Source organism: Acinetobacter chinensis (genome assembly GCF_002165375.2).
In the GTDB taxonomy this organism is placed as follows: Bacteria; Pseudomonadota; Gammaproteobacteria; order Pseudomonadales; family Moraxellaceae; genus Acinetobacter; species Acinetobacter chinensis.
In genome coordinates, this window is the sequence record NZ_CP032134.1 from 815981 (window position 1) to 837658 (window position 21678).

Annotated in this window: 27 protein-coding genes; 20 read left to right on the plus strand and 7 right to left on the minus strand. The window is 41.4% G+C overall.

Features of this window, described 5'->3' with window-relative positions; translation table 11 throughout:
- From CDG60_RS04715 to CDG60_RS04725, 3 genes are all read right to left on the minus strand, one after another.
- Positions 1-1254: an exonuclease SbcCD subunit D gene (locus CDG60_RS04715; protein ID WP_087513390.1), complete on the minus strand. Its 1254-nt coding sequence runs from the start codon at positions 1252-1254 to the stop codon at positions 1-3.
- Positions 1255-1365: 111 nt separating this feature from the next.
- The gene (locus CDG60_RS04720) at positions 1366-1620 is read right to left on the minus strand and encodes a hypothetical protein (protein WP_087513391.1); all 255 of its coding nucleotides are present in this window, start codon (positions 1618-1620) and stop codon (positions 1366-1368) included.
- 33 nt (positions 1621-1653) lie between these two features.
- The gene (locus CDG60_RS04725) at positions 1654-2031 is read right to left on the minus strand and encodes a VOC family protein (protein ID WP_087513392.1); all 378 of its coding nucleotides are present in this window, start codon (positions 2029-2031) and stop codon (positions 1654-1656) included.
- Positions 2032-2359: 328 nt separating this feature from the next.
- Here CDG60_RS04725 and CDG60_RS04730 point away from each other — a divergent pair, with 328 nt between their 5' ends.
- The 17 genes from CDG60_RS04730 (at position 2360) to CDG60_RS04810 (ending at position 14264) form a co-directional block, all read left to right on the plus strand.
- The gene (locus CDG60_RS04730) at positions 2360-2566 is read left to right on the plus strand and encodes a hypothetical protein (RefSeq protein WP_087513393.1); all 207 of its coding nucleotides are present in this window, start codon (positions 2360-2362) and stop codon (positions 2564-2566) included.
- A gap of 634 nt (positions 2567-3200) precedes the next feature.
- Complete coding sequence (locus CDG60_RS04735) at positions 3201-3629, plus strand: hypothetical protein (RefSeq protein WP_087513394.1); 429 nt, start codon at positions 3201-3203, stop codon at positions 3627-3629.
- Positions 3630-3934: 305 nt separating this feature from the next.
- Positions 3935-4411 (plus strand): hypothetical protein, encoded by a 477-nt coding sequence (locus CDG60_RS04740; protein WP_087513395.1) that lies wholly within the window; start codon positions 3935-3937, stop codon positions 4409-4411.
- 604 nt (positions 4412-5015) lie between these two features.
- Positions 5016-5561, plus strand: a complete 546-nt coding sequence (locus CDG60_RS04745; RefSeq protein ID WP_160116968.1) for a hypothetical protein — start codon at positions 5016-5018, stop codon at positions 5559-5561.
- Positions 5562-5664: 103 nt separating this feature from the next.
- The gene (locus CDG60_RS04750) at positions 5665-6330 is read left to right on the plus strand and encodes a pseudouridine synthase (protein WP_087513444.1); all 666 of its coding nucleotides are present in this window, start codon (positions 5665-5667) and stop codon (positions 6328-6330) included.
- 30 nt (positions 6331-6360) lie between these two features.
- The gene (locus CDG60_RS04755; protein ID WP_087513397.1) at positions 6361-6840 is read left to right on the plus strand and encodes a GNAT family N-acetyltransferase; all 480 of its coding nucleotides are present in this window, start codon (positions 6361-6363) and stop codon (positions 6838-6840) included.
- Between the two features lie 76 nt (positions 6841-6916).
- Positions 6917-7288: a ribonuclease E inhibitor RraB gene (locus tag CDG60_RS04760; protein WP_087513445.1), complete on the plus strand. Its 372-nt coding sequence runs from the start codon at positions 6917-6919 to the stop codon at positions 7286-7288.
- A 256-nt stretch (positions 7289-7544) separates the two neighbouring features.
- The gene (locus CDG60_RS04765) at positions 7545-7991 is read left to right on the plus strand and encodes an SRPBCC family protein (RefSeq protein WP_087513398.1); all 447 of its coding nucleotides are present in this window, start codon (positions 7545-7547) and stop codon (positions 7989-7991) included.
- A 117-nt stretch (positions 7992-8108) separates the two neighbouring features.
- Entirely contained in the window at positions 8109-8468 is a 360-nt protein-coding gene (locus tag CDG60_RS04770) for a DUF488 domain-containing protein (RefSeq protein ID WP_087513446.1), read from the plus strand.
- 130 nt (positions 8469-8598) lie between these two features.
- Positions 8599-8943, plus strand: a complete 345-nt coding sequence (locus tag CDG60_RS04775) for a zinc ribbon domain-containing protein YjdM (protein WP_087513399.1) — start codon at positions 8599-8601, stop codon at positions 8941-8943.
- Positions 8944-9051: 108 nt separating this feature from the next.
- Entirely contained in the window at positions 9052-9420 is a 369-nt protein-coding gene (locus tag CDG60_RS04780) for a 5-carboxymethyl-2-hydroxymuconate Delta-isomerase (RefSeq protein WP_087513400.1), read from the plus strand.
- A 239-nt stretch (positions 9421-9659) separates the two neighbouring features.
- Entirely contained in the window at positions 9660-9995 is a 336-nt protein-coding gene (locus tag CDG60_RS04785) for a YegP family protein (protein WP_087513401.1), read from the plus strand.
- 237 nt (positions 9996-10232) lie between these two features.
- Positions 10233-10826 carry a DUF2939 domain-containing protein gene (locus tag CDG60_RS04790; protein ID WP_087513402.1) on the plus strand — a complete coding sequence of 198 codons (594 nt, stop codon included), beginning with the start codon at positions 10233-10235 and terminating at the stop codon, positions 10824-10826.
- Between the two features lie 212 nt (positions 10827-11038).
- The gene (locus tag CDG60_RS04795; protein ID WP_087513447.1) at positions 11039-11479 is read left to right on the plus strand and encodes a YybH family protein; all 441 of its coding nucleotides are present in this window, start codon (positions 11039-11041) and stop codon (positions 11477-11479) included.
- Positions 11480-11594: 115 nt separating this feature from the next.
- On the plus strand, positions 11595-12761 hold the full coding sequence (locus CDG60_RS04800) for a low temperature requirement protein A (protein WP_087513403.1): 1167 nt from the start codon (positions 11595-11597) through the stop codon (positions 12759-12761).
- 9 nt (positions 12762-12770) lie between these two features.
- Positions 12771-13175 carry an NUDIX hydrolase gene (locus tag CDG60_RS04805; protein WP_087513404.1) on the plus strand — a complete coding sequence of 135 codons (405 nt, stop codon included), beginning with the start codon at positions 12771-12773 and terminating at the stop codon, positions 13173-13175.
- A gap of 36 nt (positions 13176-13211) precedes the next feature.
- Positions 13212-14264 (plus strand): DUF1176 domain-containing protein, encoded by a 1053-nt coding sequence (locus tag CDG60_RS04810; RefSeq protein WP_087513405.1) that lies wholly within the window; start codon positions 13212-13214, stop codon positions 14262-14264.
- 19 nt (positions 14265-14283) lie between these two features.
- On the opposite strand, the gene CDG60_RS04815 is transcribed toward CDG60_RS04810, so the two are convergent.
- Positions 14284-15219, minus strand: coding sequence for a tRNA dihydrouridine synthase (locus CDG60_RS04815; RefSeq protein WP_193853169.1), 936 nt, complete (start codon positions 15217-15219; stop codon positions 14284-14286).
- A 492-nt stretch (positions 15220-15711) separates the two neighbouring features.
- On the opposite strand from CDG60_RS04815, the gene CDG60_RS04820 reads away from it, so the two are divergent.
- Positions 15712-16749, plus strand: coding sequence for a hypothetical protein (locus CDG60_RS04820; protein WP_087513407.1), 1038 nt, complete (start codon positions 15712-15714; stop codon positions 16747-16749).
- A gap of 169 nt (positions 16750-16918) precedes the next feature.
- On the opposite strand, the gene CDG60_RS04825 is transcribed toward CDG60_RS04820, so the two are convergent.
- Positions 16919-17728 (minus strand): cytochrome C assembly family protein, encoded by an 810-nt coding sequence (locus tag CDG60_RS04825; RefSeq protein WP_087513408.1) that lies wholly within the window; start codon positions 17726-17728, stop codon positions 16919-16921.
- A 138-nt stretch (positions 17729-17866) separates the two neighbouring features.
- Here CDG60_RS04825 and ffh point away from each other — a divergent pair, with 138 nt between their 5' ends.
- The gene (gene ffh, locus CDG60_RS04830) at positions 17867-19276 is read left to right on the plus strand and encodes a signal recognition particle protein (RefSeq protein ID WP_087513409.1); all 1410 of its coding nucleotides are present in this window, start codon (positions 17867-17869) and stop codon (positions 19274-19276) included.
- A gap of 92 nt (positions 19277-19368) precedes the next feature.
- Here the strand turns inward: ffh and CDG60_RS04835 are convergent, their stop codons facing one another.
- The gene (locus tag CDG60_RS04835) at positions 19369-20055 is read right to left on the minus strand and encodes a toxin-antitoxin system YwqK family antitoxin (RefSeq protein WP_087513410.1); all 687 of its coding nucleotides are present in this window, start codon (positions 20053-20055) and stop codon (positions 19369-19371) included.
- 231 nt (positions 20056-20286) lie between these two features.
- On the opposite strand from CDG60_RS04835, the gene CDG60_RS04840 reads away from it, so the two are divergent.
- Positions 20287-20892, plus strand: a complete 606-nt coding sequence (locus tag CDG60_RS04840; RefSeq protein WP_087513411.1) for an RBBP9/YdeN family alpha/beta hydrolase — start codon at positions 20287-20289, stop codon at positions 20890-20892.
- A gap of 43 nt (positions 20893-20935) precedes the next feature.
- Here CDG60_RS04840 and CDG60_RS04845 read toward each other — a convergent pair whose 3' ends face one another.
- A complete protein-coding gene (locus tag CDG60_RS04845) occupies positions 20936-21676 on the minus strand; it encodes a type III pantothenate kinase (RefSeq protein ID WP_087513448.1) in 741 nt (246 codons plus the stop codon).
- Positions 21677-21678: the final 2 nt, after the last annotated feature.

Consider the following 21678-nt stretch of genomic DNA (forward strand, 5'->3'; position numbering starts at 1 on the left):
TTATGCTTTGTGCTCATCTTCAAGTGATTTTTCGGCTTCATGAACGAGGCTTAAAAAATCTTTCAGCACAGCATCATCATTGGCATAACCATTTTTTTCCCAGATCTGTTGAAACAGTTTTTCAGGTGTTGGTGGTTCTAAACTGACTTGAATTACATCATCACCATTTTTTTCTGTAGTTAAATACTGTCGGGAAATACGCACCAGACGGTAGCGGTTCGGTGGCAAAGCATCTTCAAACTGTTGTCTTAAATTGGGTTGTGGCGGAACATGGGTGTGGTACTCAATATCGACATATTCGCGTTGATCAATATCGTCAATTTCACCACTAGCTAAGGTTTTTAACTGTGTAAATACCTCATTCAGTTCGCCTTTGATTTTATGCAGTTTGATACTGCGTGGAATGGCAATTGCATCATAGTGAAAACGTGATTCATCATTTTTGGCTGGATCAATCGTGACTTCAACAATCTGATGTTTATAGTTTATTTCACTGAACGAGAGCGGAATTGGTGAACCACTATAACGAATATGTTCCTGACCAACTTTCTGCGGTTTATGCAAATGTCCAAGTGCAACATAGTCAATCACATCATCAAAAAGTGCAGTCGCAAGCGCTTCTTCATTACCAATAATAATCGGGCGTTCTGAGTCCGAAGTTTCACCGCCTTGCATGTGGGCATGTGACATCAGAATCAGTGCCTGATCATCAGTTTTACGTTGCTTAGCTGCTGAAATCAGTTGCTGATGCACATAGGCAATCGCATTTTGACTGTTGGTGGTGTGTTCGTTTAGCCCCGTAATTTCCGCAGGGCGTAAAAAAGGTAGGGCTAAACACCATGCGACTGTATTTTTATTTTCATCATGGATTGGGATCAGTAAACGGTCTAAATCAATTGAACCTTCACTATTTTTATGAATCACACCGACAGTTTTAGCATGGTATTTTTCAAGTAAGGGTTCAACCTGTTCGATGCGATAACCTGAGTCATGGTTACCTGCAATCATCAAGGTTTGCATGTGTGGAGCAAGGTCATGAGTATCGGCAAGGAACTGATAAAGCTGTTTCTGTGCCGATGATGCAGGATTGATCACATCAAAAACATCACCTGCGATCAGTAAAGCATGTGGTTGTTTTTCTTTAATCTGTGTGAGTAACCATGCTAAAAACTGTTCATGCTCATACTGTCTGGAATGGTTATAGAAAAATTGCCCTAAATGCCAGTCCGAAGTATGAAAAAAGCGTACAGTCATGTGAACTCAAGTCTTTGAAATGCCCTGTGTAATTTAGCATGTTTTAAAACTGAAAAGATCAGATTCATCGTTATGGCGACATGGTTAGTCGCTATGAAGCTAGGTCATGATTCAGGGGCATGTGCCTTCAGCTAAGCCGCTCTCATATTCTGTAATATTACAGCCATTTTTATCGGTATATGTTTTTTTAACTTTATCTTTGGTATCTGAGTCAGGGATTTCCTGGCAAACTTCAGTATCGTTTCCAGTACAGGGTTTTACGACAATAGATTCTACATTTTCTGTTGTATTGAGTGTTTTGTGGGGTTGAGTCTGGCAGGCGGTTAAAATGATTGCGATGAATGATATAAATATTGATTTTTGCATATTATTTTCCTTTATTTAAAGATTTTTCCATGTTTATTCTGCATCAGGATCGACTTGTACCAGCCCAAAGGTGTTGTGATTAGCATCAAGAAAATAGCCTTGCCAGCATTTCCCTGGGATGGCGAATTTTTCCATTGCAATCTGTCCGCCGAGTGCCAGAATTTTTTCTGCTGTTGCATCAAAGTCGGTCACTTCAAAAGAACAGGTAAATGCATTGGTTCCACAGTGAGTCGGCGGAGTCTGTGCAGGTCGAGCAAGTAAACCTCCACTGAGGGTCGCAGTCTGAATCTGATAATAGTCAATCGGCAGACCGTCCACCTTGGTAAAAGACCAGCCAAACACTTCACGATAAAACCTGACATCCCGTTCAGGATCTGAAGATTGAATTTCAAAATAGCTCAGAGTATTCATTATTTTATTCCATGTTTTTTTCTATCAGTGAAGAAATAGTTTTGTCGATACTGTACCGATATTGAAAAATTAAGATCTTTTAAACAAGTGACCATTTGTAAAACTGTCACTGCTTCAGCTTTGGATTTGAATACTCATGCCGTTTCAGCTACCTGATATATAAAATAATGAGCAGAATTTTAAGCGGGTTTTTTCAGTGATTAAAATTCAAAAATAGAGGTTGATTTTTGTTCAATAAAGACATACTTTTATTATGGGATTTGTGAAACACATAATTTTTATAAGGTTTTGTATCCTTTATTTTTTTATATTTTTCAGGGGACTATAAATGGATAGATTTATTATCAATCAGAACACTCAGGCAAATGGGGATCATGAAATTCATAATGCAACGCAAGGCTGTGAACATATGCCTGCTACGGAAAACCGTTTTGAACTGGGCTTTTTTGCAAACAGTGAGCTGGCGTTTAAGCGTGCAAAAATGAACTGGCCGGGTGAGAAAATTAGCCGCTGTCGTAGCTGTTGCGCTGAATAATCATAGAACATTATTTAATCCTTTCATTGGTGTTCCTGAAAGGGGGCACCAGACTGGCTTTATATATTCAGCTCTCAATGAGCAGAAGTTGAAGGAAGCTGTAAAAATAATTCTCTAAAAAGTGATTTTTACGCAATTAAAAATCAAAATCAGGTTAAATGTGGAAATAAATTTCATTAAAATTAAAAAATGTGAAAATTATTTTTAAAATTTAAAATAAATTGCCTGATTTTAGGGAACTCATTCCAGCCGTATTTTACTAATATATGTTTCAAGGGTGAACGGGATCAGAAAAGAGTAGCTTGCTGCCAGCTGTGTATAACGCGAGTGCAGTACTTACCCAAAAGGTCTCAATTCAGCTTGGAACACTAAAGATTATCCATCTTTATTGAAATTCAGAACTTACAAAGTACTGATGGTTGAAGTCATTCCCACCACCTTTTAAAAATTATAATGATCAGCTTTTTCAGTACTTTTAATACCGCATCATATTTTCATTTAAAGTTGTGAATCCTGTCTATAAAAATGGTGATTTTTTTATAATCATCAGTCACTTAAATTTAAAAAATCACATGTTATGTTTCTCTTATATTGATAAAATCATGAGGTTTTATTGGACTATGAGTTTCAGGCAATGACAAAATTCGAACTGGAAATCCGTTACCCGCAGCATCTGAATGCCAGTGATGCGGAGCAGCTCGGAATAATGACCGCTGAAGATGTGCTGTCACAGTTTGATGCAGTTCCATGGCGTCGTTTACAGATGCAACAGTTGCGTATGGAAGGTTCAAGTACTTCTTTGACAATAACGGGGCAACAACCCCGACAAAGCATGCGCCTGACCATGAATGCTTATACAGATTCGGATCAGCTCGAATTCCGTATGGAAAGTGATATTGAAATCGTGACATCAAAGAAAGATATGTTTGGTCTGCTGAACCGAAAGATTAAAGATTATGTGGCATTTAAGAAACTGAACCAGGATCAGGCTCGTGAATATCTGAAAAATTTTGTGGATGGACAGGTGGAGCTTTTAACTCAGAAATATCAGCAGAATAAGTAAAGCAGATCTGTTCAGTCTCTGAAGATACCGTATATTTATAAATGCGATGTAATTAATGAAATATTAGAAAAAGTTGTTTCATTGTTTAATTTTTATGAAGTTCTCGGTTCATTTTTCTTTCTGGAAAAGCATAATTTGTATCAAAATCTGAAATTCAGACTAAAGAATCAGGTGTTTTTGTGATATGTTTGTTGTTTTTGTCTGGAAGTGTTTTTGGGTTCATATTGTGCTTAAAAAATAATCTTATTTTCAGTAAAAACAGCTGTTAATATCTGAATATCACATTTGGACGTGAGACGATAATAATGAAAAATTTTGAGTTGGAAATCCGTAATCCGCAACATTATGGAGCAGGGGAAGCAGCAGAGAAAGATGTTGTTCAGGCAGAAGGCGTATTGAACAGTTTTGATACGGTTTCCTGGAAAGAAAAGCATGTTTCACAGCTGCAGGATGTAAAGGGGCAGATGGATTTTACTGTGACAGACTGCGAAACGGATTACAGTTTAAGGCTGATCCTGGATGCCGAAAGCATCAGTGAGCAACCTGAGTTCCGTCTGGTCAGTGATATTGAAATTGTTATTCCGCAGAAGCTGATGCTCGGACTGATTACCCGCAAGACGCGTGAATATATTTCCTTTAAACATTTAAGTCTGACCAGAGCCCGTGTTCTGTTGAAAGCTTTTACAGAAGGTGATCTGGAATATATCCGGAACTGTTATCTGTATGAACCTGAACATGCCATCATGCATACCGCTTATGATATGCAGGTGCATCGGACTTAGTTGCAGCTGTAGAAAAAGGGCAGTTATGCCCTTTTTTAATGCCAAAGATATTGTGAACCCATCAGGAAAAATTCCCGGAATCATGTGTTTTATGCAATAAAAATTCGGAAAATTTATCCATTTGGGAAATAATCCTTTTTATGGGGGAATCTATGGAAATTTTTTCTGCTATGGCTGGAAAAAACTGAATCTTAGGAAAATAATTCCGAAGCCAGCTGGTTAAAGTATGTCTCAAGGGTGTGAAAGGGATCGAAAAGAGTAGATTGCTGTCAGTTGCGTACAACGTGAGTACAGTACTTACCCAAAAGGTCTCGATTCGGCTTAGGACGCTATAAACCAGAAGTTTATAGGCAATAGGGTTAAAATTTATCAAGTTTTAACAGTTGAAGTAAACCAGTGCTGTTTTCCCTGCTCACCCTGAAAAATTCTGTATTGCTCCATAAAATAACAACGAAAATCATAAAAACCTTCTTCAGTCTTCCTGTTTATCCAGTCCCCGGTAATTCTTCAGTTTTATATTCCTGATCTGTCCGATCTCTGTTAATTTTGCAGAATACATTTTGAATGTCATGAATATGATATGTTTCAGGGAAAATAATCACTTATGAAAAAATTGATAATGGGGTTGTGTCTGAGCTGTGCATTACTCACACAGTATTCGTTTGCGGGTCAGACAGCTGAAGACGTTACAGCGCAGTATTTAACTGCGGTGAATCAGAAAGGTCTACCGGGTACGGTTCAGTATTTTCATCCGGATGAACTGAATAAATTTAAATCTGCATTTGTGAGTGTTTTTGAAAGTACACAGAACAAAGAGATGATTCAGGCTTTTTTCGGAAAAAATATCTCAGTCAGCGAACTGAAAAAGATGCCGGCAGATCTGTTTACTGAGCAGATGTTTGGCACACTTTCAAAAATACTGAAAACTGAAGATATTCATTTTGATGACTCTAAAATTCTGGGCAGTGTGCAGGAAGGAGAGCTGAAACATTTACTGGTCAGACAGTTTGCGCATATGAACAGTATGGAATTCAGCTCCGTGCAGATTGTGACATTAAAGCCTTATCAGGATTCATGGAAACTGATGTTTTCAGACAAACTGGATACGATGGTGAAAGCCATGCAGGCGGGTCTTGCAGCTAAAAACTGATTTAAATACTGCAAAGTTGGAGCAGTGGCAACAGTCAGTAGGGGGAATTGACACACCTGGATTCCCTTGTTATTTTCCGCGTTTTATCGCGCTGCTGTCTGCTATGTCCTCCAAAGTTCCATTTGTTTATATGCCTCCACAGGAAAAACTGGTGATCGTTTATGAAGATGAGGATCTTGTGGTGATTGATAAACCTGCAGGTCTGCTTTCTGTGCCTGGTCGGTTGCCGGAACATCAGGACAGTGCATATCTGAGAGTTCTGGCGCAGTATCCGCAGGCAAAAATTACGCACCGGCTGGATATGGCGACCTCTGGTATTCTGATGTTTGCCAAACATAGAGATGCTGAAGTGGCAGTCAGTAAAATGTTTCAGGCAAGAACGGTTACCAAAAATTATGTAGCCCTTGTTCAGGGTAAACTGGATGAGGAGGGCAGTGTGGATGTGCCCTTGATTACCGACTGGGAAAACCGTCCGCGTCAGATCGTGCATTTTGAACTTGGGAAATCTGCAAAAACCCTGTACAGACGGATGGATTATGATGCAGTTCAGGACGTCAGTCGTGCGCTGCTGATTCCGGTCACAGGGCGTTCTCATCAGTTACGGGTACACATGATGCATATCGGGCATCCGATTACAGGTGATCAGCTTTATCACCCTGATGCTGCTCAGAGTACACTCGGCAGAATGGCTCTGCATGCATCTTTTCTGTCATTCAGACAACCTTTAAGTGGTATTGATGTTGAAATAAATGGCAGTATTCCATTTTAACCCATGCAGTGCTGATGAAGGAAAAACAGAATGTACCGGATCACTGCAAGCGGTTGGACACAGCTGAGCTCTGAAGCTCAAAGCTCGCTGAAAGCATTGTTGCTGACAGCAGATCCGTCATGGGAACAGATACAGTCGTATGTTGAAGACAGTCTGATTTTTATACTGCATTCCGAGCAGCAGCAAATGGTTGCGCAGTTATGTCTTTTTCGGCAGACAGATACCGCTGAAATAAAAAATCTAAGTGTGGACACTGCTTTTCAGAAGCAGGGACTGGCAAAAAAGCTACTGATACATGTCATTGAATGGACCCGCCAGCAACAGCTTCAGACTTTGACTGTAAAGACAGGAAACTCCAGTCTGGATCAGCTGGCGCTGTATCAGAAAGTGGGTTTCCGCATGACCGCTATTGAACAGGATGTATTCAAAGACTATCCAGAAGAAATATATGAAAATGGTATCCGTTGTCTGGATCAGGTGGTTTTGACCATGAATTTTCCCGTTGCTTAAAAAAACTCCAAACTGAAACAAAATTAAGTTAAGCTGATTTTGAAAAGAACAGAAAATGGACTGGAAGGATATTCACATGACACGTAATTATGAACTGTTTCCTGATGATGATAACGGTGATGTACTCTGGCAGATGCATGAAGATGGTGATGATCTGACCGAACTGCATGATATTGAATATTCAATTGCATTCAGCTCACAGGAGCAGGCAGAACGCTGCGCGCTTTATCTACTCCATGAAGAGCAGAAAATCACCCTGTTTGCAGATGAAGAAGTGGAACCTGCGGAATGGATCGTGACCATATTTGTAAATATGGAACCTGAATATGCAGATGTTGTGGACCTGGAAGAGTGGTTTACTAAAATCGCTGAAAAATTTGGGGGTGAGTATGATGGCTGGGGCTGTATGACTTACGTGTATGACATTGAAGACGAAGAAGATGACTGAAATAACAGCATCACTGAAAGCCTGAACTGATTCAGGCTTTTTTTTATATGGAACTGAAAAGTTGTTGCATCTGTTCAGGTCACTTCAGTCGTGCCGTTATGAAATATATACAGACAGATTCTGAGGCAGGCGTAAACTGAAATACAGGGAGCTTTTCCTGCATTAAGACATCTGTCTGTGCTGGATCAAGCATGAAAAAAACAAAGCAGTATTTGCTCAATAATGTTCTGTGAAAAATAAAAAAAAGGAGAATAAAATGACCAGTCAGGTTCGCTTACATCGGGTGTTCTGTGCACCTGTAGATCGTGTTTATAAGGCATTTACAGATGCGGATGCACTGGCAAAATGGATGTCACCTTATGGTTTTACCGCAAAGGTACATCATCAGGATGTTCGGGAGGGCGGAACCTACCGGATGTCATTTACCAATTTTTCAACAGGAACTCAGCACGCATTTCATGGTGTGTACAACGAAGTCATACCTGAAAAACTGCTGAGATATACCGACGAGTTTGAAAATCCGGCATTGCCTGGAAAAATTCAGGTTACTGTTGAGTTCAGTGCTGTTTCGGTTGGAACTGAAGTTTTTATCACTCAGTCTGATCTGCCGGATGTGATTCCTGAGGATGGTTGTTATCTGGGATGGCAGGAATCTTTGCAACAGCTGGCTTTACTGGTGACACCGAATATACCGGATGAATAATGGACTGGATCTGCGCGGAATTTCAGTCCATTTATGATTGATTGTAAATGATTTTTACTGTGAAATCGGAAGCCGGAAAGGTTTTCAGTCAGCGTCTGTTTTGGATGGTACAAAATGATGAATATCCAGCAAAAAAGAATATACGATGCACCATCTGAAACGGATGGTCTGCGGATTCTTGCAGATCGTCTATGGCCTCGTGGCATTAAAAAAGAGAATGCAAAAATCGATCTGTGGTCGAAAGAAATTACACCTTCCAGTGAGCTCCGGAAGTGGTACCACGAAGATATGGAAAACCGCTGGGAAGAATTCCGACAGCGTTATACAGCAGAATTAAAGCAACAGACTGAAGCCTTAAATGAACTGAGGCAACTTGCATCAAAGCAGACATTGACCTTGCTGACATCGGCTAAAAATGAGGGGTTGAATCACCTGACTGTGCTTAAACAGGTGCTCGAATCAGGCGGATCAGAATAATCACAATGGCAGTATAAAATGAGGGATCAGCAGATCAGTGAGGATTTTTCCTTACAAAGTTTATGTGATTTAACTTTATGAAATTTATATAAATGCTATAGTGCGTTTTTGATTTTTATCTGAGCTTTTTATGTCTTTACCAAATTGTCCTGAATGCCAGTCAGAATATACTTATGAAGATGGAGAGCTGCTGATCTGTCCGGAATGTTCACATGAATGGAAACAGGGTGAATTATCGGATGCAGAAATTTCAGCTGTGATTAAAGATGCTGTAGGGAATGTGCTTACAGACGGAGATACCGTGACTGTGATTAAGGATCTGAAAATTAAAGGTTCATCGTCAGTTGTGAAAGTGGGTACCAAGGCAAAAAACATCCGCCTGTTAACAGATGCAAGTGATGGTCATGATATTGACTGTAAAGTGGATGGCTTTGGTGCAATGAAGCTTAAATCTGAATTTGTCCGTAAGGCATAAGGCTGTATTGCTTTCAAAGTGTTAATACGGTCATGCCGAATTCAGCATTATCGAATGAGCTGATTATGCTATAACCTCTAACAGTTGAATTGCTCAAGAGTTAAAGTCATGCCACATATTCACCTTGAATATTCCGATAACCTGCAGAATCTTCAACCTGAAAAAGTCTTAAAAGCCATCAATCTGTGCATGTTTGATGGGGGCTATGTCAGTGCTGCCAGTGATGTAAAAAGCCGGGCTGTCGCGCAGTCCGTCTATATGGTGGGACTGGGTGAGGAACCCCAGGCATATCTGCATGCTAAAGTTTCGCTGTTGTCGGGTCGCAGTAATGAAATGAAGCAACAGATCTCTCAGCAGATTTTACAGGTATTACAGCAGAATCTGCCTGCACAGACAGGACTGACCGTGCAGGTCTGTGTGGAAATTATTGAAATGCCAAAGGAAAGTTATTCCAAGGCTGTGATTACTGCACGCTGATCTGTTTAAAGATTTTTTCAGATCGGTTTCAGTATAAAAAAAGCAGGTGAATCAGCCTGCTTTTTTTATTTCAATATTTGCTTTTTGTTTGTGGATGTTTGCATAAAATATCAATTTTGTTATTTGCATGAAAACCATCTTTTTAATTGTATGAAACTCATTTATATTCTTAATTATCAGCGTAATTTTTAAACAGTTACGGTCTTATAAGAACTGAAAACAGATGAGGGGTGTTCAATATGTCAGGATGGTATGAAATTTCACAAGCCAAAGATGGACAGTACCGTTTTGTACTGAAAGCAGGTAATGGAGAGATCATTATCAACAGTGAGCTTTATAAGGCGAAAGCATCAGCTGTCAATGGTATTGAGTCGGTACAGAAAAACAGTGGAGAAGATGGTCGTTACGAGCGTTTAACTGCAAAGAACGGCAAACCATATTTTAACCTGAAAGCAGCAAACCATCAGATTATTGGAACCAGTCAGTTTTATGCCAGTGAGCAGTCAAGGGATAAAGGCATTGAGTCCGTAAAAAACAATGGTGCATCTACAACCATCAAGGATCAGACCGTCTGACACTTTTATATTGAATACTGATAAAGCATGTTGTCATACATGCTTTATTTTTATCTGTGCTTTTCAGATAACTGACTGTTTTTCCGAAACTGAAACGTGCGCTGGTCAAAGTATCGTGATCAATATCTGTATCTGAATTAAAAAAATAACAAAAATAAACAAAGTTGCCTTTGATTAGCCAGTCTTTATAATGGGTGCCCCATTCCAGTATGTCTGGCAGGTGATTCAGGATTACACATGAATAAAGTGAAGTGGTCTTTTATTGTATTTTCGGTTGTTTTTCTTTTTAGCTGGTTCGTTTCGCCTTACTGGGTGGTCTATCAGATTCAGCAGGCTGTTGATCAGAATCAGCCTGGAAAAATTTCACGATACATTGACTTCCCAGCGGTGCGCTCCAGTCTGCAACCTCAGGTGGAGGCGATGCTGAATCAGAAGCTGGGAACAGCTCAGCCTGATAACTTTATTGAAAAATTTGGTGCACGGCTGAATGAACAACTCAGTAAACAGCTGGTTGAACAGATTGTGACGCCTGACGGTGTGGTTTTTTTAATGCAGGGAAAAGCATTGACCGAAGGGTTTCAGGATTCACTGGTATCGGGCAAAAATGCAGTGCTGACTGAACTCAGAATACGGGATCAGTCTCAGCCTGAGAATTTATCTGAATCCATAAAAACGACAGTGAACTCTCCTCAGTTTCATGCCTCTTACCATTCATTCAATCGGTTCGTTATTCAGATTCCAGCGAACCCAGGTACTTTTACTGAATTTGAACTGAAACGTGATGGTCTAAGCTGGAATATTGTTGCCATTCATCTGCCGAAAGTTTCGTGATCTTCTCTGTCAGTTTTTTTAAGTGTATAGTTTAATTGAGATAAATATCTCTTTATTTGGTTTATTTGGTAAATGTATCACTTTAATAAATATCATCAGTTTTATGTAATCAGTAGACCTCAGGTCTGGCTTTTTGTCATTCAGGCAGAAAGTCCTGACATTTCTCCAGCACTAAAATGAACAGAGAAATGCAGGTGAAACAGGAGACAGTGATGACAGTTGAAATAACCGGAGATGAACAGTCAGCTCAGGAAGTGCTGTTTAAAATTAAGCAGTGGGATCATGCGATCTGCCGAATGAATATTGAAGAAATTATTCAGTTGTGCGCAAAAGACGTGACCCTGTTTGATGTTGGTTCACAACTTGAAGGTGTTATGGCGTATCAGGAAATGTGGGAAAGGTATCGTCCCTATTTTCATGACAATATCCGGGTCTACCGCCGGGAAATCAAAGTATATGCACAGCCGAATCTTGCATTTCTGCGATGTTACTCAAAGGTGGATAAGATCGAGATAGAACAGGACAATCAGGTTCCCTGGTGCAGAACAACATTGTGTTTTGAAAAACTGGATGGGAAATGGAAAGTCGTACATCAGCATATTTCAATGCCTGTTGATTTTCATACTCAAAAAGCCGTGATGTTGCATTTTTAAATGCCTCATGGCTGAATGATCAAAAATGCAAAAAGCAGACAGAATCAGACGTCTGCTTTTTTTATCATTCAATTTAAACTTCAAAAGATAAAATGAATAAAAAGAGAATACTCAGATGCCTTTTTTAAGATTTCCACAACACTGGATCAAACCATTATTACCCAGGGATTCCAGGCAGTCACATCGTGCTGCAACACCCCTTGAACTGCTGTTTGACCTGATTTTTGTGATTGCAATAGCAACGGCTGGGCAACAGCTGCATCACAGTCTGGTCGAAAATCATATCGGTGTGGGCTTGCTCAACTATCTGATGGTGTTTTTTGCATTGTGGTGGGCGTGGGTCAATTTCAGCTGGTTTGCATCGGCTTATGACAATGACGATGCATTTTACCGCATTATGACTTTTGTTCAGATTATTGGTTCACTGGTGATTGCAGCGGGTATTCCTGCTGTTTTTCAGCATCATGATTTTGATGTCATTATTGCTGGCTATGTCATCATGCGGATGGGAATGGTCGTTCAGTGGGTCAGGGTTGCCGTGGATGATCCTGGGCGAAGAAGCACAGCTCTGCGTTATATTACCGGTATTGTTGCAGTTCAGTTTGCCTGGATCATGTTCCATTTTATTCCTGTTCAATGGGGTGTGATGACCTTTCTGGCACTGGTTGTAGCTGAACTGGCTGTTCCTGTCTGGGCAGAAGCAGCTGCAAAAACGCCGTGGCATCCGCATCATATTGCTGAACGATATTCACTCTTGACCATTATTGTACTTGGAGAGTCTGTTGTTGGATGTTACTCCGCAATTACGGATGCACTGAGTAATCAGTTGTTCAGTATCGAACTGTTGTTTCTGATGGTGGGGGGACTGACTTTAATGTTCACAATGTGGTGGGCGTATTTTGATCATGAAATTGCAGAGCGGCTGGAACAGAAGAATATTGCTTTCAGCTGGGGTTATGGACACTATTTTATTTTTGTCAGTATCGCAGCTATAGGTGCCAGTTTATCTGCTGCAGTGGATGTGGCAACAGGTCAGGCAGAGATTTCTGATCAGCTTTCAGGATGGCTGGTGGCGATCCCACTGGTCGTCTATACCGCCAGTTTATGGATTCTGCACGAAGCTCATCATTTGCATGGCATAAAAAAATGGCTCTATCCACTGACTACAGTCGTGGTGCTGAGTATTCCTGCGCTCGGATTCAACATTGGTTACAGTGTTTTTGCCATCTCCATTGTGTATGCTCTACGACTGTTTTTTTCAAAGTGCTATCTGGCACGATAGGGTTAAATCATGGGTTTTCATGACTTTTATCGGATGAGCTCACATGCCGTGATCAGCAATGATCAGGAGCAGATTCTGTTGTTGAAAGCCACCTATGCTGACTGTGCATGGGGGCTGCCTGGCGGTGGGCTAGATCTGGGGGAAACCATTCATGAGGCTTTACAGCGCGAATGCCGTGAAGAACTGGGTTGTGATGTGCAGATTGATTATCTGTCGGGTGTTTATTTTCATTCAGCTGTGACATCGCATGCTTTTATTTTTAAGTGTCATCTGGCTACGGATGCTCAGATTACATTAAGTGATGAGCATTCTGAATACCGCTGGTTTAATATGAATGAGTTATCCCATGTACAGAAAATCAGGGTTCAGGACTGCCTGAATTTTGAGGGGCAGGTACACAGTCGGGCATTTTAAATTTTGTTCAGAACAGCAATATCAGAGAATAATGAGATGTATCAGATAAAACTTATGGGACTGGCGGGTCTATGTGTCAGCCTGATAGCGCCGTGTGTATCAGCTGCTGTTCAGGGGCAGTCATTCAGTCATGGTGACTGGGAGTTAAGCTGTGACAATACAGGAACATGCCGTGCAGCAGGTTATCAGTCTGACGATGATTTTGAAAATATGGTCAGTGTTTTACTGACCCGTGAAGCTGGTGCGGGCACACTTGTACAGGGTGAATTTGCAATGACGGTTGATGATGAAAAAACCGTGATTCCTAAGCAATATACCCTAAAAATCAATGGTCAGTCCTATGGCAAAGTTTTGAATGATCGGGATGATACAACTGTTTTAAATCCCCAGCAGGTACAGGCTTTAATCAAAAGTGCAAAAGCAAACACTAAGATTGTTTTTGATGCAGGAAAGAACAGTCGGGTGCTTTCGGATCAGGGTTTAAGTGCTGTGCTGTTGAAAATGGATGAATTTCAGAAACGGATTGGAACACCTTCAGCTTTGATTAAAAAAGGGAATAAGTCTGAGCAGAATGTTTTGAAAGCTGTACCGATGCCTGTCGTAGTGCATCAGGCAGCAATCAAAGGGAAAAAGACGGAATATAAACTGCAGAGTGCTGAGGCGAAGCGTATACAGTCAGTTTTAAAAAGCTCAACGCATGAAGATAACTGTCCGATACTGTTTGGTGGAGAATCTTTTGAAAGTGATCGCTTAACTGTCACACCCCTAACACGGGATAAAAGCCTGGTCACTTCACCTTGCTGGAGCGGTGCTTATAATTTTGGCTCTGGTGCATGGGTTGTGAACCGTGAGCTGACCAAAGTGTTGCAGATGGTGAGTGAGTCTGTCAGTGAAGATGAGACAACTGTTTTATATGCAAACCATAAAGGGCGTGGGATAGGTGACTGCTGGTCAATGGAGAGCTGGGTCTGGAACGGTCAGCATTTTGTTCAGACACTGGATGCAACGACAGGCATGTGCAAAGGTTTTGCAGGAGGTGCCTGGAATTTACCGACTGTGATTGCTGAAGTAAAAGGCTTGGCGCGCTAATGTATTTCAAACCGAAAGTTTAATGAATGGACAGGTTGAGTCTTTCAACCACTTCATCAATTTTTTTCAGTCGCTTGACTTCATCCCACAGTGCTTTTGCTTCAGGATAGTGCTTGGACATCATTCCAAGCCATTGTTTGTAGCGACCGACCATATTGATTTCTTTTTTATATGGACCGCTTAAAAAACGGAGCTGTAAAACCTGCAGCTCATTCCAGTTCATCAGCGGCTGATCTGTATTCTGACGGATACACTGAGTCAGATCGGGTGTGGTCACAGCACCGCGACCAATCATCAGATCTTCACAGCCAGACTCCAGCTGACACTGTTTAGCATCGGCATTGGTCCAGATTTCACCATTGGCAATGACATTGATTTTAATGCTTTCACGGATCGGATGAAGCAAATCCCAGAAGGCAGGAGGTGTGTAGCCATCTGCTTTGGTTCTGGCATGTACAGTGACCCAGGACGCACCGGCATCTTCAATGGCATGCGCATTTTCAAGCGTAAAGTTTCTGTCCATATAGCCTAAGCGCATTTTTGCAGAGACAGGAATGTGCTCAGGAACTGCATCACGAACAGCTTTCACCAGTTCATGCACCACTTCTGGTTCATCCAGCAGCACTGAACCACCACGGTGTCGGTTCACTGTTTTTGCCGGACAGCCGAAATTCATATCAATTGCAGGGGCGCCAAGTTCTACGGCACGGACAGCATTGGCTGCCAGCATCTCAGGATTGTTCCCTAAAAACTGCACATGCACAGGTGTTCCGGCTGCAGTTTTCCCACCATGCCAGAGTTCGGGACAATAAGTCTCGTAGACATGATCAGGCAGAACCGTATCGGTAATACGGATAAACTCAGTCACACACCAGTCAAAGCTTCCGACATGAGTGAGGACATCACGCATAATTGGGTCGGTTAAACCTTCCATAGGGGCAAGAATGAGTTTCAAGTGCGCAGCTCGGTTTTTATAAAAATTGCGTTATACGCATTTTTAAAGAACTTGTCCAGTAAAAGCAGGAATGGTGTAAAGTTGTATTAAAATTCAAACCAGTTATCTCAATATTGATATTGTGTTAATTTGAGCATATTTTAATAATAATGTGGTGAATAAATATACGAAAAATAACAATTTAAAAATGTTTAAAAATAAATATAAATATCATGGGAAATATTATTTTAAATATCGTTGTGATTATTGGATTGTGATTTATATTTTTATTAAAAATTCAAAAATAAATATTAACTAATTGATTGAATATTACTTTTTATTATTTGAATCATGTCAGTAGTGTGGTTGATTAATGAACTTTTTAGGCAGAATATATTTAAAAGTGATTTATATTTAGCTTTTAACTTTATTTAATGCGGATTACATCACAATAAAACAAACAATGCCTGATTTACACTGGATGTAATTTGTAAAATCAGAGGATGAAATAATATGAAAAAGAATTCTGGATTGATTGGGGTGGCTTTGCTTACGGGGTTTCTTACTGCCTGTGGTGGTGGGGGAGGTTCTGATAAAGCGACTGAAACAACCCCGCCAAATGTGCCATCCGGCACAATTTCTCCTGAGCTGTCAGAGGAGTTTGTACCTTTTGAAGATCAGAACATCATCGATAAAATCAAAGACCTGATTAGTGGTGAAACCAGTAATGGTACCGACTATAACGTTGCTTTAGGGCATATGATCGGTGAGGTGTTTGCTGACTATCCTGTGGGGCGCACTGGGCGGATTGTACAGATTTACAATCTGGGAAATAACAGTGTCAAATATCCAAATTTACTGTGTTCTGAAGTGAAGACTGCTGGAAATATCCAGACACTGACGCTTAAGGCAGACAGGGAAAACTGTATTGTCCTGGATAAGACTTACAGAAAAGGTTCTGTGATTACAAAGAGTGTCAGTGGTGATAACACGACACTGACTTTCAGTAATGTCCGCTATGGTTCCAATCTTGACTTCAGTCTGACAGATGATTATCTGATATCAGGCAGTATTACCTATACCACCAGTCAGAGTCCCGCGGGTAAGTCTGTCAGTTATTTTGTGGATAAGCTTGAGTTCCAGCGCATTGCTGAACGTCAGGATGCACCGGCTGGAAGCACCGCTTATGATGCTCTGAGCAAGGAGTACCTGCAGGTCCGTAATTATGTTTATAGTCTGGTGGATGATTACGGCAGTGGCAGTAATGGAGTCAGAACATTGAGCAGTGCAGGCATGGTGATTGGTCAGCCTTATATGGCGGGCTTCCGTTACAGTTTTAATTTTAATACGACTGCGCCATTTAAAATGGATGAGACGCTGCTGAATGCCTATAAACATCTGCCTTCAGAAGGGACACTGCAGATTATTGATGGGTTTAAACAGAAAATTGAGGTGAAACAGACCACGCCTGGTGCTTTGAGTGCGACGGTTTATCTGAATGGAAAAGAGCTTTCGACACTTCCATGGTCAACCATTATTGGCAGTAAATAATTTAGTCAAAAAAAGCCCGAATCATTCGGGCTTTTTTGTGGATATACGATCAGGTTTTATTGTTGCAGAAACGGTTGATCAGCTGTTTCTGTAAACTTCCGAATACAGAGAGGGCTGATGTGAGTTGCTGACTCTGATGAATACTGTATAAGACAGTAAGGTTTAAAAATTAACGGTTTAAAATCATTTCCAGTACGAACTTGGAGCCAATAAAACCGACTGCCAGCAGGAAAAAACCGGTAATGGTAAAGCGGATGGCTTTCTGACCACGCCAGCCAAATTTGTAATGACCAATCAGCAGGGCGCCATAAACAAACCAGGACACAATACTGAAAGCTGTTTTATGTGCCAGATGCTGTGCAAAGAAGTTATCAATGGTAAAGAAGCCAAAACCCAAAGCCACTGTAAGCAGCAGGAAACCTGTGATGATCAGATCAAATAAAAGAGTTTCCATCGCCTGGAAGGACGGTAAGAGATTGACCCAGAAACGGGTTTTCTGTTTCTTTTTCAGTTCTCTGTCCTGAAACCATAAAATGACAGCCTGAATGGTTGCCATCAACAGTACGGCATAAGCTGAAAGTGACAGAATAATGTGAATATCCAGACCAATGGAATGCTGTTCAATAAACTGATTCTGTCTGCTGAAGGCAAAACCCAGAATCAGTCCGGTTGCTGCAACAGGGATACCCAGCAGGTTCAGCGCAAGTACTGGGCGGTAAGTACTGAACAGCAGGCTCAACAGCAGCATCAGTCCTGATGTGAATGACATCATGTTAAAAACATCATAATTCACACCGGAAGGTGTCAGCATATCGCTGTAAAGCACACCTGCATGCAGCATAAGCCCTAATGCCAGCAGAATGCCAATAAACCAGTGGTTTGCATCTCTTTTTGACATTAAGTGCATGAACAGATACCAGAATGAGGTGGTATAAGCAACTAATGAAAGGATGGTGTAAACCAGGGGAAGACTGATCATGTCAAACCTTTTTCAGGATGATGAATATTCATTTATATAAATTCAGCGAGAACTACAGTATCCTATAGCATCTTATGCATAAATTTTCTATTTTAAGAAAGATTTTTTTGCAACTGGCAATTTTAAGCGGATTTTGCAATGTTTGATACCTTAACGGAACGACTCACGCAGAGTTTAAGAAATGTTACTGGCTCTGGGCAGCTAACCGAAGACAATATTAAAGATACCTTACGTGAAGTACGTATGGCACTTCTTGAAGCCGATGTCGCATTACCTGTAACTCGTGAGTTCATCGCGAAAGTTAAGGAAGAGGCATTGGGTCAGGAAGTCATGACTCAGTTATCTCCGGGTCAGGCATTTGTTAAAATCGTGCATGACGAATTAACAAAAATGATGGGTGAGGCAAATGAAAGCCTTGATCTTGCAGCGAAACCTCCTGTTGTTGTCCTGCTTGCAGGCTTACAGGGTGCAGGTAAAACAACAACTGCTGCAAAACTTGCCCGCTTTTTACAGGAACGCCAAAAGAAAAAAGTAGCGATGGTGTCTGCCGACGTTTATCGTCCAGCCGCAATCAAACAGCTACAGACTGTTGCAGGTGAAGTTGGTGCGATTTTCTTTGAATCGAGTGCTGATGAAAAACCGATTACCATTGCAACCCGTGCAATTGAACAGGCTAAAATTCAGTTTGCTGATGTTTTGATTGTCGATACGGCAGGTCGTTTACATGTTGATGACGACATGATGGACGAGATCAAAGAACTTCATGCGGCAATCAAGCCAACTGAAACTCTATTCGTGGTTGATGCAATGACAGGTCAGGATGCGGCAAATACAGCCAAAGCCTTCAATGATGCACTGCCTTTAACCGGTGTGATCCTGACCAAAACTGATGGTGATGCGCGTGGTGGTGCAGCACTTTCTGTCCGTGCCATCACAGGCAAGCCAATCAAATTCCTGGGGATGGGTGAAAAACTCGATGCCTTGGAGCCATTCCATCCTGAACGTGTTGCACAGCGTATTCTGGGTATGGGTGACGTACTTTCTCTGGTCGAAGAACTTGAACGTAAAGTCGACAAAGAAAAAGCCGAAAAAATGGCGAAAAAACTGCAGAAAGGTGGCAGCTTCAACTTTGAAGACATGCTGATGCAGTTTGAACAGATGAATAATATGGGTGGCATGATGGGCTTCCTGGACAAGCTTCCGGGTATGAGCAATGCAGGCATCCAGGATGCCATTGCTCAGGCAAACCCAGAGAAGCAGGTCAAAAAGATGGAAGCGATTATCCAGTCGATGACCATCAAGGAGCGCCGTAACCCTGACCTGATGAACCCGAGCCGTAAAAAACGGATCGCAGCAGGTTGTGGTATGGATGTATCTGAAGTGAACAAGCTGATTAAACAGCATGCTCAGATGGCAAAAATGATGAAAAAATTTGCCAATCCATCAGGTATGGCAAAAATGATGAAATCACTGGGCAATATGCAGAAGCAGTTCGGTGGTGGCGGTGGTATGGGACCATTGTTTGGAAACAGTGATCAGAAAAAATAATGTCTGATCATGTTGTTCCATAAAAAAAGACCCTGCCTGTTCAGGGTCTTTTTTTATTGCTTATTTTATTTTTCTGATCAGAAAGTCAGGTGTTATTCCTGGAACTTAGGATCAAGCAGGTCATAAATCTTTTTGAAAACACCTTCGATATCTTCATTGTCAGAACCGTCTTCATTCCACGCCTGAGAGCTGGTGGTTTCCTGATTTTTGTTCAGGGTGTATTCGACCGCTTTTTTACCTGAGGCATACCATAGACGGTATTCAGAGTTCCCTTGATCATCTGTTTTAAATAATGAGCCCAACTGACCGTTGGTATAATAGTCTTCACCCTCAATGGCTTCACCGTCTTTATTGGTAAATTTTGCAGCGACTTTACCATCAGGATAATACAGGGTGACAGGACCTTCCACGTCACTGCCATCAAAACTGAACAGTTTCAGTGGATCTGTGACCCAGGCAGGAGATGACTGAGGATGTCCTGTTTTCTGGTAAAAATCCTGTACCAGGAAATCACCTTTTGCATTGCGTCCAAGCAGTACACGGTAGTAACCGTCTTCTACCGGTGTTTTTGAATAGGTGGAGTCTATCTGTGATGCACAACCACAGTCTTCCTCATTTTCTGTGCGGCTGAAATAACCCACAATTGCCTGCTGGCTGCTCAGCTGGGATTTTAACTCCGTCGGGATCTGTCCAGATTTCAGTCCTTGAGTTGTAGAGCATCCACTGAGAAACAGGAGTGAGGAAATAACAGATAAGCAAAAAATATTTTTAAAGTTCATAAAGCATCCTGACTGTTAAAATTGTTATCGGGAAAATGAAAAATGTACTGGTCTGAGTTTAAGGGAATTTTAAAATTCAGCAAAACATTCTTTGTTGTCATTTTTTGATTAAACTGTCGATTGAAGCATGGATCAGGTTCATAAAAAACAGTACCGACTACAAAAACACTATATCGTTTTATTCAGAAAAAACAGTAGTTTTAAGAGAACTCATTTTATATTCTGAATGCAATGAAAAAAATGGAAGTCTATATTGTTCACGGTTATCGGGCTTCGCCAAATGATCACTGGTTTGCCTGGTTAAGCCAGAAAATTCAGCAGGCAGGACACTTTTCCAAACGTGTGGTTATGGCGCATTCAGCCGCACCTGATTTTCAGACCTGGCAGGAATGTCTGAAAATGCAGATTCCGAACCTGAATGAAAATACGATTATTGTTGCTCACAGTCTGGGTTGCTGTGCGACATTGCACTATCTGAACAGTACCTTTAAATCGCGTCCAGGAAGAATCCGAGCTGGTTTTTTTGTGGCGGGGTTTCTGTCACCGTTGCCTGCGATTCCAGAACTGAATGATTTTATCCGACAGGTCAGAGTGGAGGGCAGTATTCTTCAGAACTGCCTGCCGGCATCAGTTCAGTTTATTTCCAGCAATGATAGCTATGTCCCACCACCACTGGCATTGCAGTTTGGACATTTTCTGAATGCACAGATGAAAGAAGTCAGGCAGGCGGGACATTTTATGAAAGAAGATGGTTATGCTGAATTTCAGCAGTTATGGGAACTGCTGCAACCTCTACTGAACAGTGGTGTGACTGAGGATAATCAAAAAGTCGAATGAGAGGTGATCCACTTTGATGGATCACCTTTTGTATTTTAACTGATCAGGGCTGTTCAGTGGCATGTGCAATATAATGCTGCAAGCCTTTGAGCAGGAGATCTGACTCCACTGTCGGATTAAACTGCTGAAGATGCTGTGCAAACAGGGGAGCATCGCCACCCGTCAGAATCAGCTGACGGGGAGTCTGTTGCATGACTTTTTCAATGGTGCTGATCAGCCCGAGTAAAATGCCATGATGAACAGCGTCAATGGTGTTTCTGCCAGGGCTCAGTTCACTGAAAGCTGCATCGGGGATTTTGATGCCTTTGGTGTTCTGAATCAGGGAGTCCCTTTGCAGATAAAGATTAGGCAGAATATAGCCTCCCAGATGCTGAAATCCATCCGCCAGGTCTATGGTCAAAGCGGTTCCACAACTGATCACACAGTAATTCTGATCACTTGAGCTCACAACTGCGAGCACCTGTAACCATCGGTCAATTCCGAGCTGAGATGTTTCCTGATAGCCACATTGCAGTCCTGCATATTCAGCATGTACCTGTGCAAAGATGACAGGTATTTCCAGTTTTTTCAGAATCTCGCGGATACGCTGATTGCTTTTTTTATCCTGTACAGAGGAAACCCCTGCCTGGCTGAGCTTCAATGCCTTGAAATGATGAATCAGACCCAGCAGTAAGTCGGCAGGAGACTGCAGATGCAGTTCAGCCGCATGTTCAATGACGTCACGATCCTGAGTAATCCAGTATTTTAAGCGTGTATTACCAATATCCAGCCATAGTTTTTTCATTG

Excerpts from the sequence above, each read along its gene's own strand:
- CDG60_RS04800 (WP_087513403.1), top strand. The coding sequence starts at position 11,595 with ATGCCTTTTTTAAGATTTCCACAACACTGGATCAAACCATTATTACCC.
- CDG60_RS04755 (WP_087513397.1), top strand. The coding sequence starts at position 6,361 with ATGTACCGGATCACTGCAAGCGGTTGGACACAGCTGAGCTCTGAAGCT.
- CDG60_RS04835 (WP_087513410.1), bottom strand. The coding sequence starts at position 20,055 with ATGAACTTTAAAAATATTTTTTGCTTATCTGTTATTTCCTCACTCCTG.
- CDG60_RS04725 (WP_087513392.1), bottom strand. The coding sequence starts at position 2,031 with ATGAATACTCTGAGCTATTTTGAAATTCAATCTTCAGATCCTGAACGG.
- CDG60_RS04770 (WP_087513446.1), top strand. The coding sequence starts at position 8,109 with ATGAATATCCAGCAAAAAAGAATATACGATGCACCATCTGAAACGGAT.
- CDG60_RS04810 (WP_087513405.1), top strand. The coding sequence starts at position 13,212 with ATGTATCAGATAAAACTTATGGGACTGGCGGGTCTATGTGTCAGCCTG.
- CDG60_RS04760 (WP_087513445.1), top strand. The coding sequence starts at position 6,917 with ATGACACGTAATTATGAACTGTTTCCTGATGATGATAACGGTGATGTA.
- CDG60_RS04730 (WP_087513393.1), top strand. The coding sequence starts at position 2,360 with ATGGATAGATTTATTATCAATCAGAACACTCAGGCAAATGGGGATCAT.
- ffh (WP_087513409.1), top strand. The coding sequence starts at position 17,867 with ATGTTTGATACCTTAACGGAACGACTCACGCAGAGTTTAAGAAATGTT.
- CDG60_RS04715 (WP_087513390.1), bottom strand. The coding sequence starts at position 1,254 with ATGACTGTACGCTTTTTTCATACTTCGGACTGGCATTTAGGGCAATTT.
- CDG60_RS04735 (WP_087513394.1), top strand. The coding sequence starts at position 3,201 with ATGACAAAATTCGAACTGGAAATCCGTTACCCGCAGCATCTGAATGCC.
- CDG60_RS04765 (WP_087513398.1), top strand. The coding sequence starts at position 7,545 with ATGACCAGTCAGGTTCGCTTACATCGGGTGTTCTGTGCACCTGTAGAT.
- CDG60_RS04795 (WP_087513447.1), top strand. The coding sequence starts at position 11,039 with ATGACAGTTGAAATAACCGGAGATGAACAGTCAGCTCAGGAAGTGCTG.
- CDG60_RS04820 (WP_087513407.1), top strand. The coding sequence starts at position 15,712 with ATGAAAAAGAATTCTGGATTGATTGGGGTGGCTTTGCTTACGGGGTTT.
- CDG60_RS04775 (WP_087513399.1), top strand. The coding sequence starts at position 8,599 with ATGTCTTTACCAAATTGTCCTGAATGCCAGTCAGAATATACTTATGAA.
- CDG60_RS04840 (WP_087513411.1), top strand. The coding sequence starts at position 20,287 with ATGAAAAAAATGGAAGTCTATATTGTTCACGGTTATCGGGCTTCGCCA.
- CDG60_RS04785 (WP_087513401.1), top strand. The coding sequence starts at position 9,660 with ATGTCAGGATGGTATGAAATTTCACAAGCCAAAGATGGACAGTACCGT.
- CDG60_RS04745 (WP_160116968.1), top strand. The coding sequence starts at position 5,016 with ATGAAAAAATTGATAATGGGGTTGTGTCTGAGCTGTGCATTACTCACA.
- CDG60_RS04750 (WP_087513444.1), top strand. The coding sequence starts at position 5,665 with ATGTCCTCCAAAGTTCCATTTGTTTATATGCCTCCACAGGAAAAACTG.
- CDG60_RS04740 (WP_087513395.1), top strand. The coding sequence starts at position 3,935 with ATGAAAAATTTTGAGTTGGAAATCCGTAATCCGCAACATTATGGAGCA.
- CDG60_RS04825 (WP_087513408.1), bottom strand. The coding sequence starts at position 17,728 with ATGATCAGTCTTCCCCTGGTTTACACCATCCTTTCATTAGTTGCTTAT.
- CDG60_RS04845 (WP_087513448.1), bottom strand. The coding sequence starts at position 21,676 with ATGAAAAAACTATGGCTGGATATTGGTAATACACGCTTAAAATACTGG.
- CDG60_RS04720 (WP_087513391.1), bottom strand. The coding sequence starts at position 1,620 with ATGCAAAAATCAATATTTATATCATTCATCGCAATCATTTTAACCGCC.
- CDG60_RS04805 (WP_087513404.1), top strand. The coding sequence starts at position 12,771 with ATGGGTTTTCATGACTTTTATCGGATGAGCTCACATGCCGTGATCAGC.
- CDG60_RS04790 (WP_087513402.1), top strand. The coding sequence starts at position 10,233 with ATGAATAAAGTGAAGTGGTCTTTTATTGTATTTTCGGTTGTTTTTCTT.
- CDG60_RS04780 (WP_087513400.1), top strand. The coding sequence starts at position 9,052 with ATGCCACATATTCACCTTGAATATTCCGATAACCTGCAGAATCTTCAA.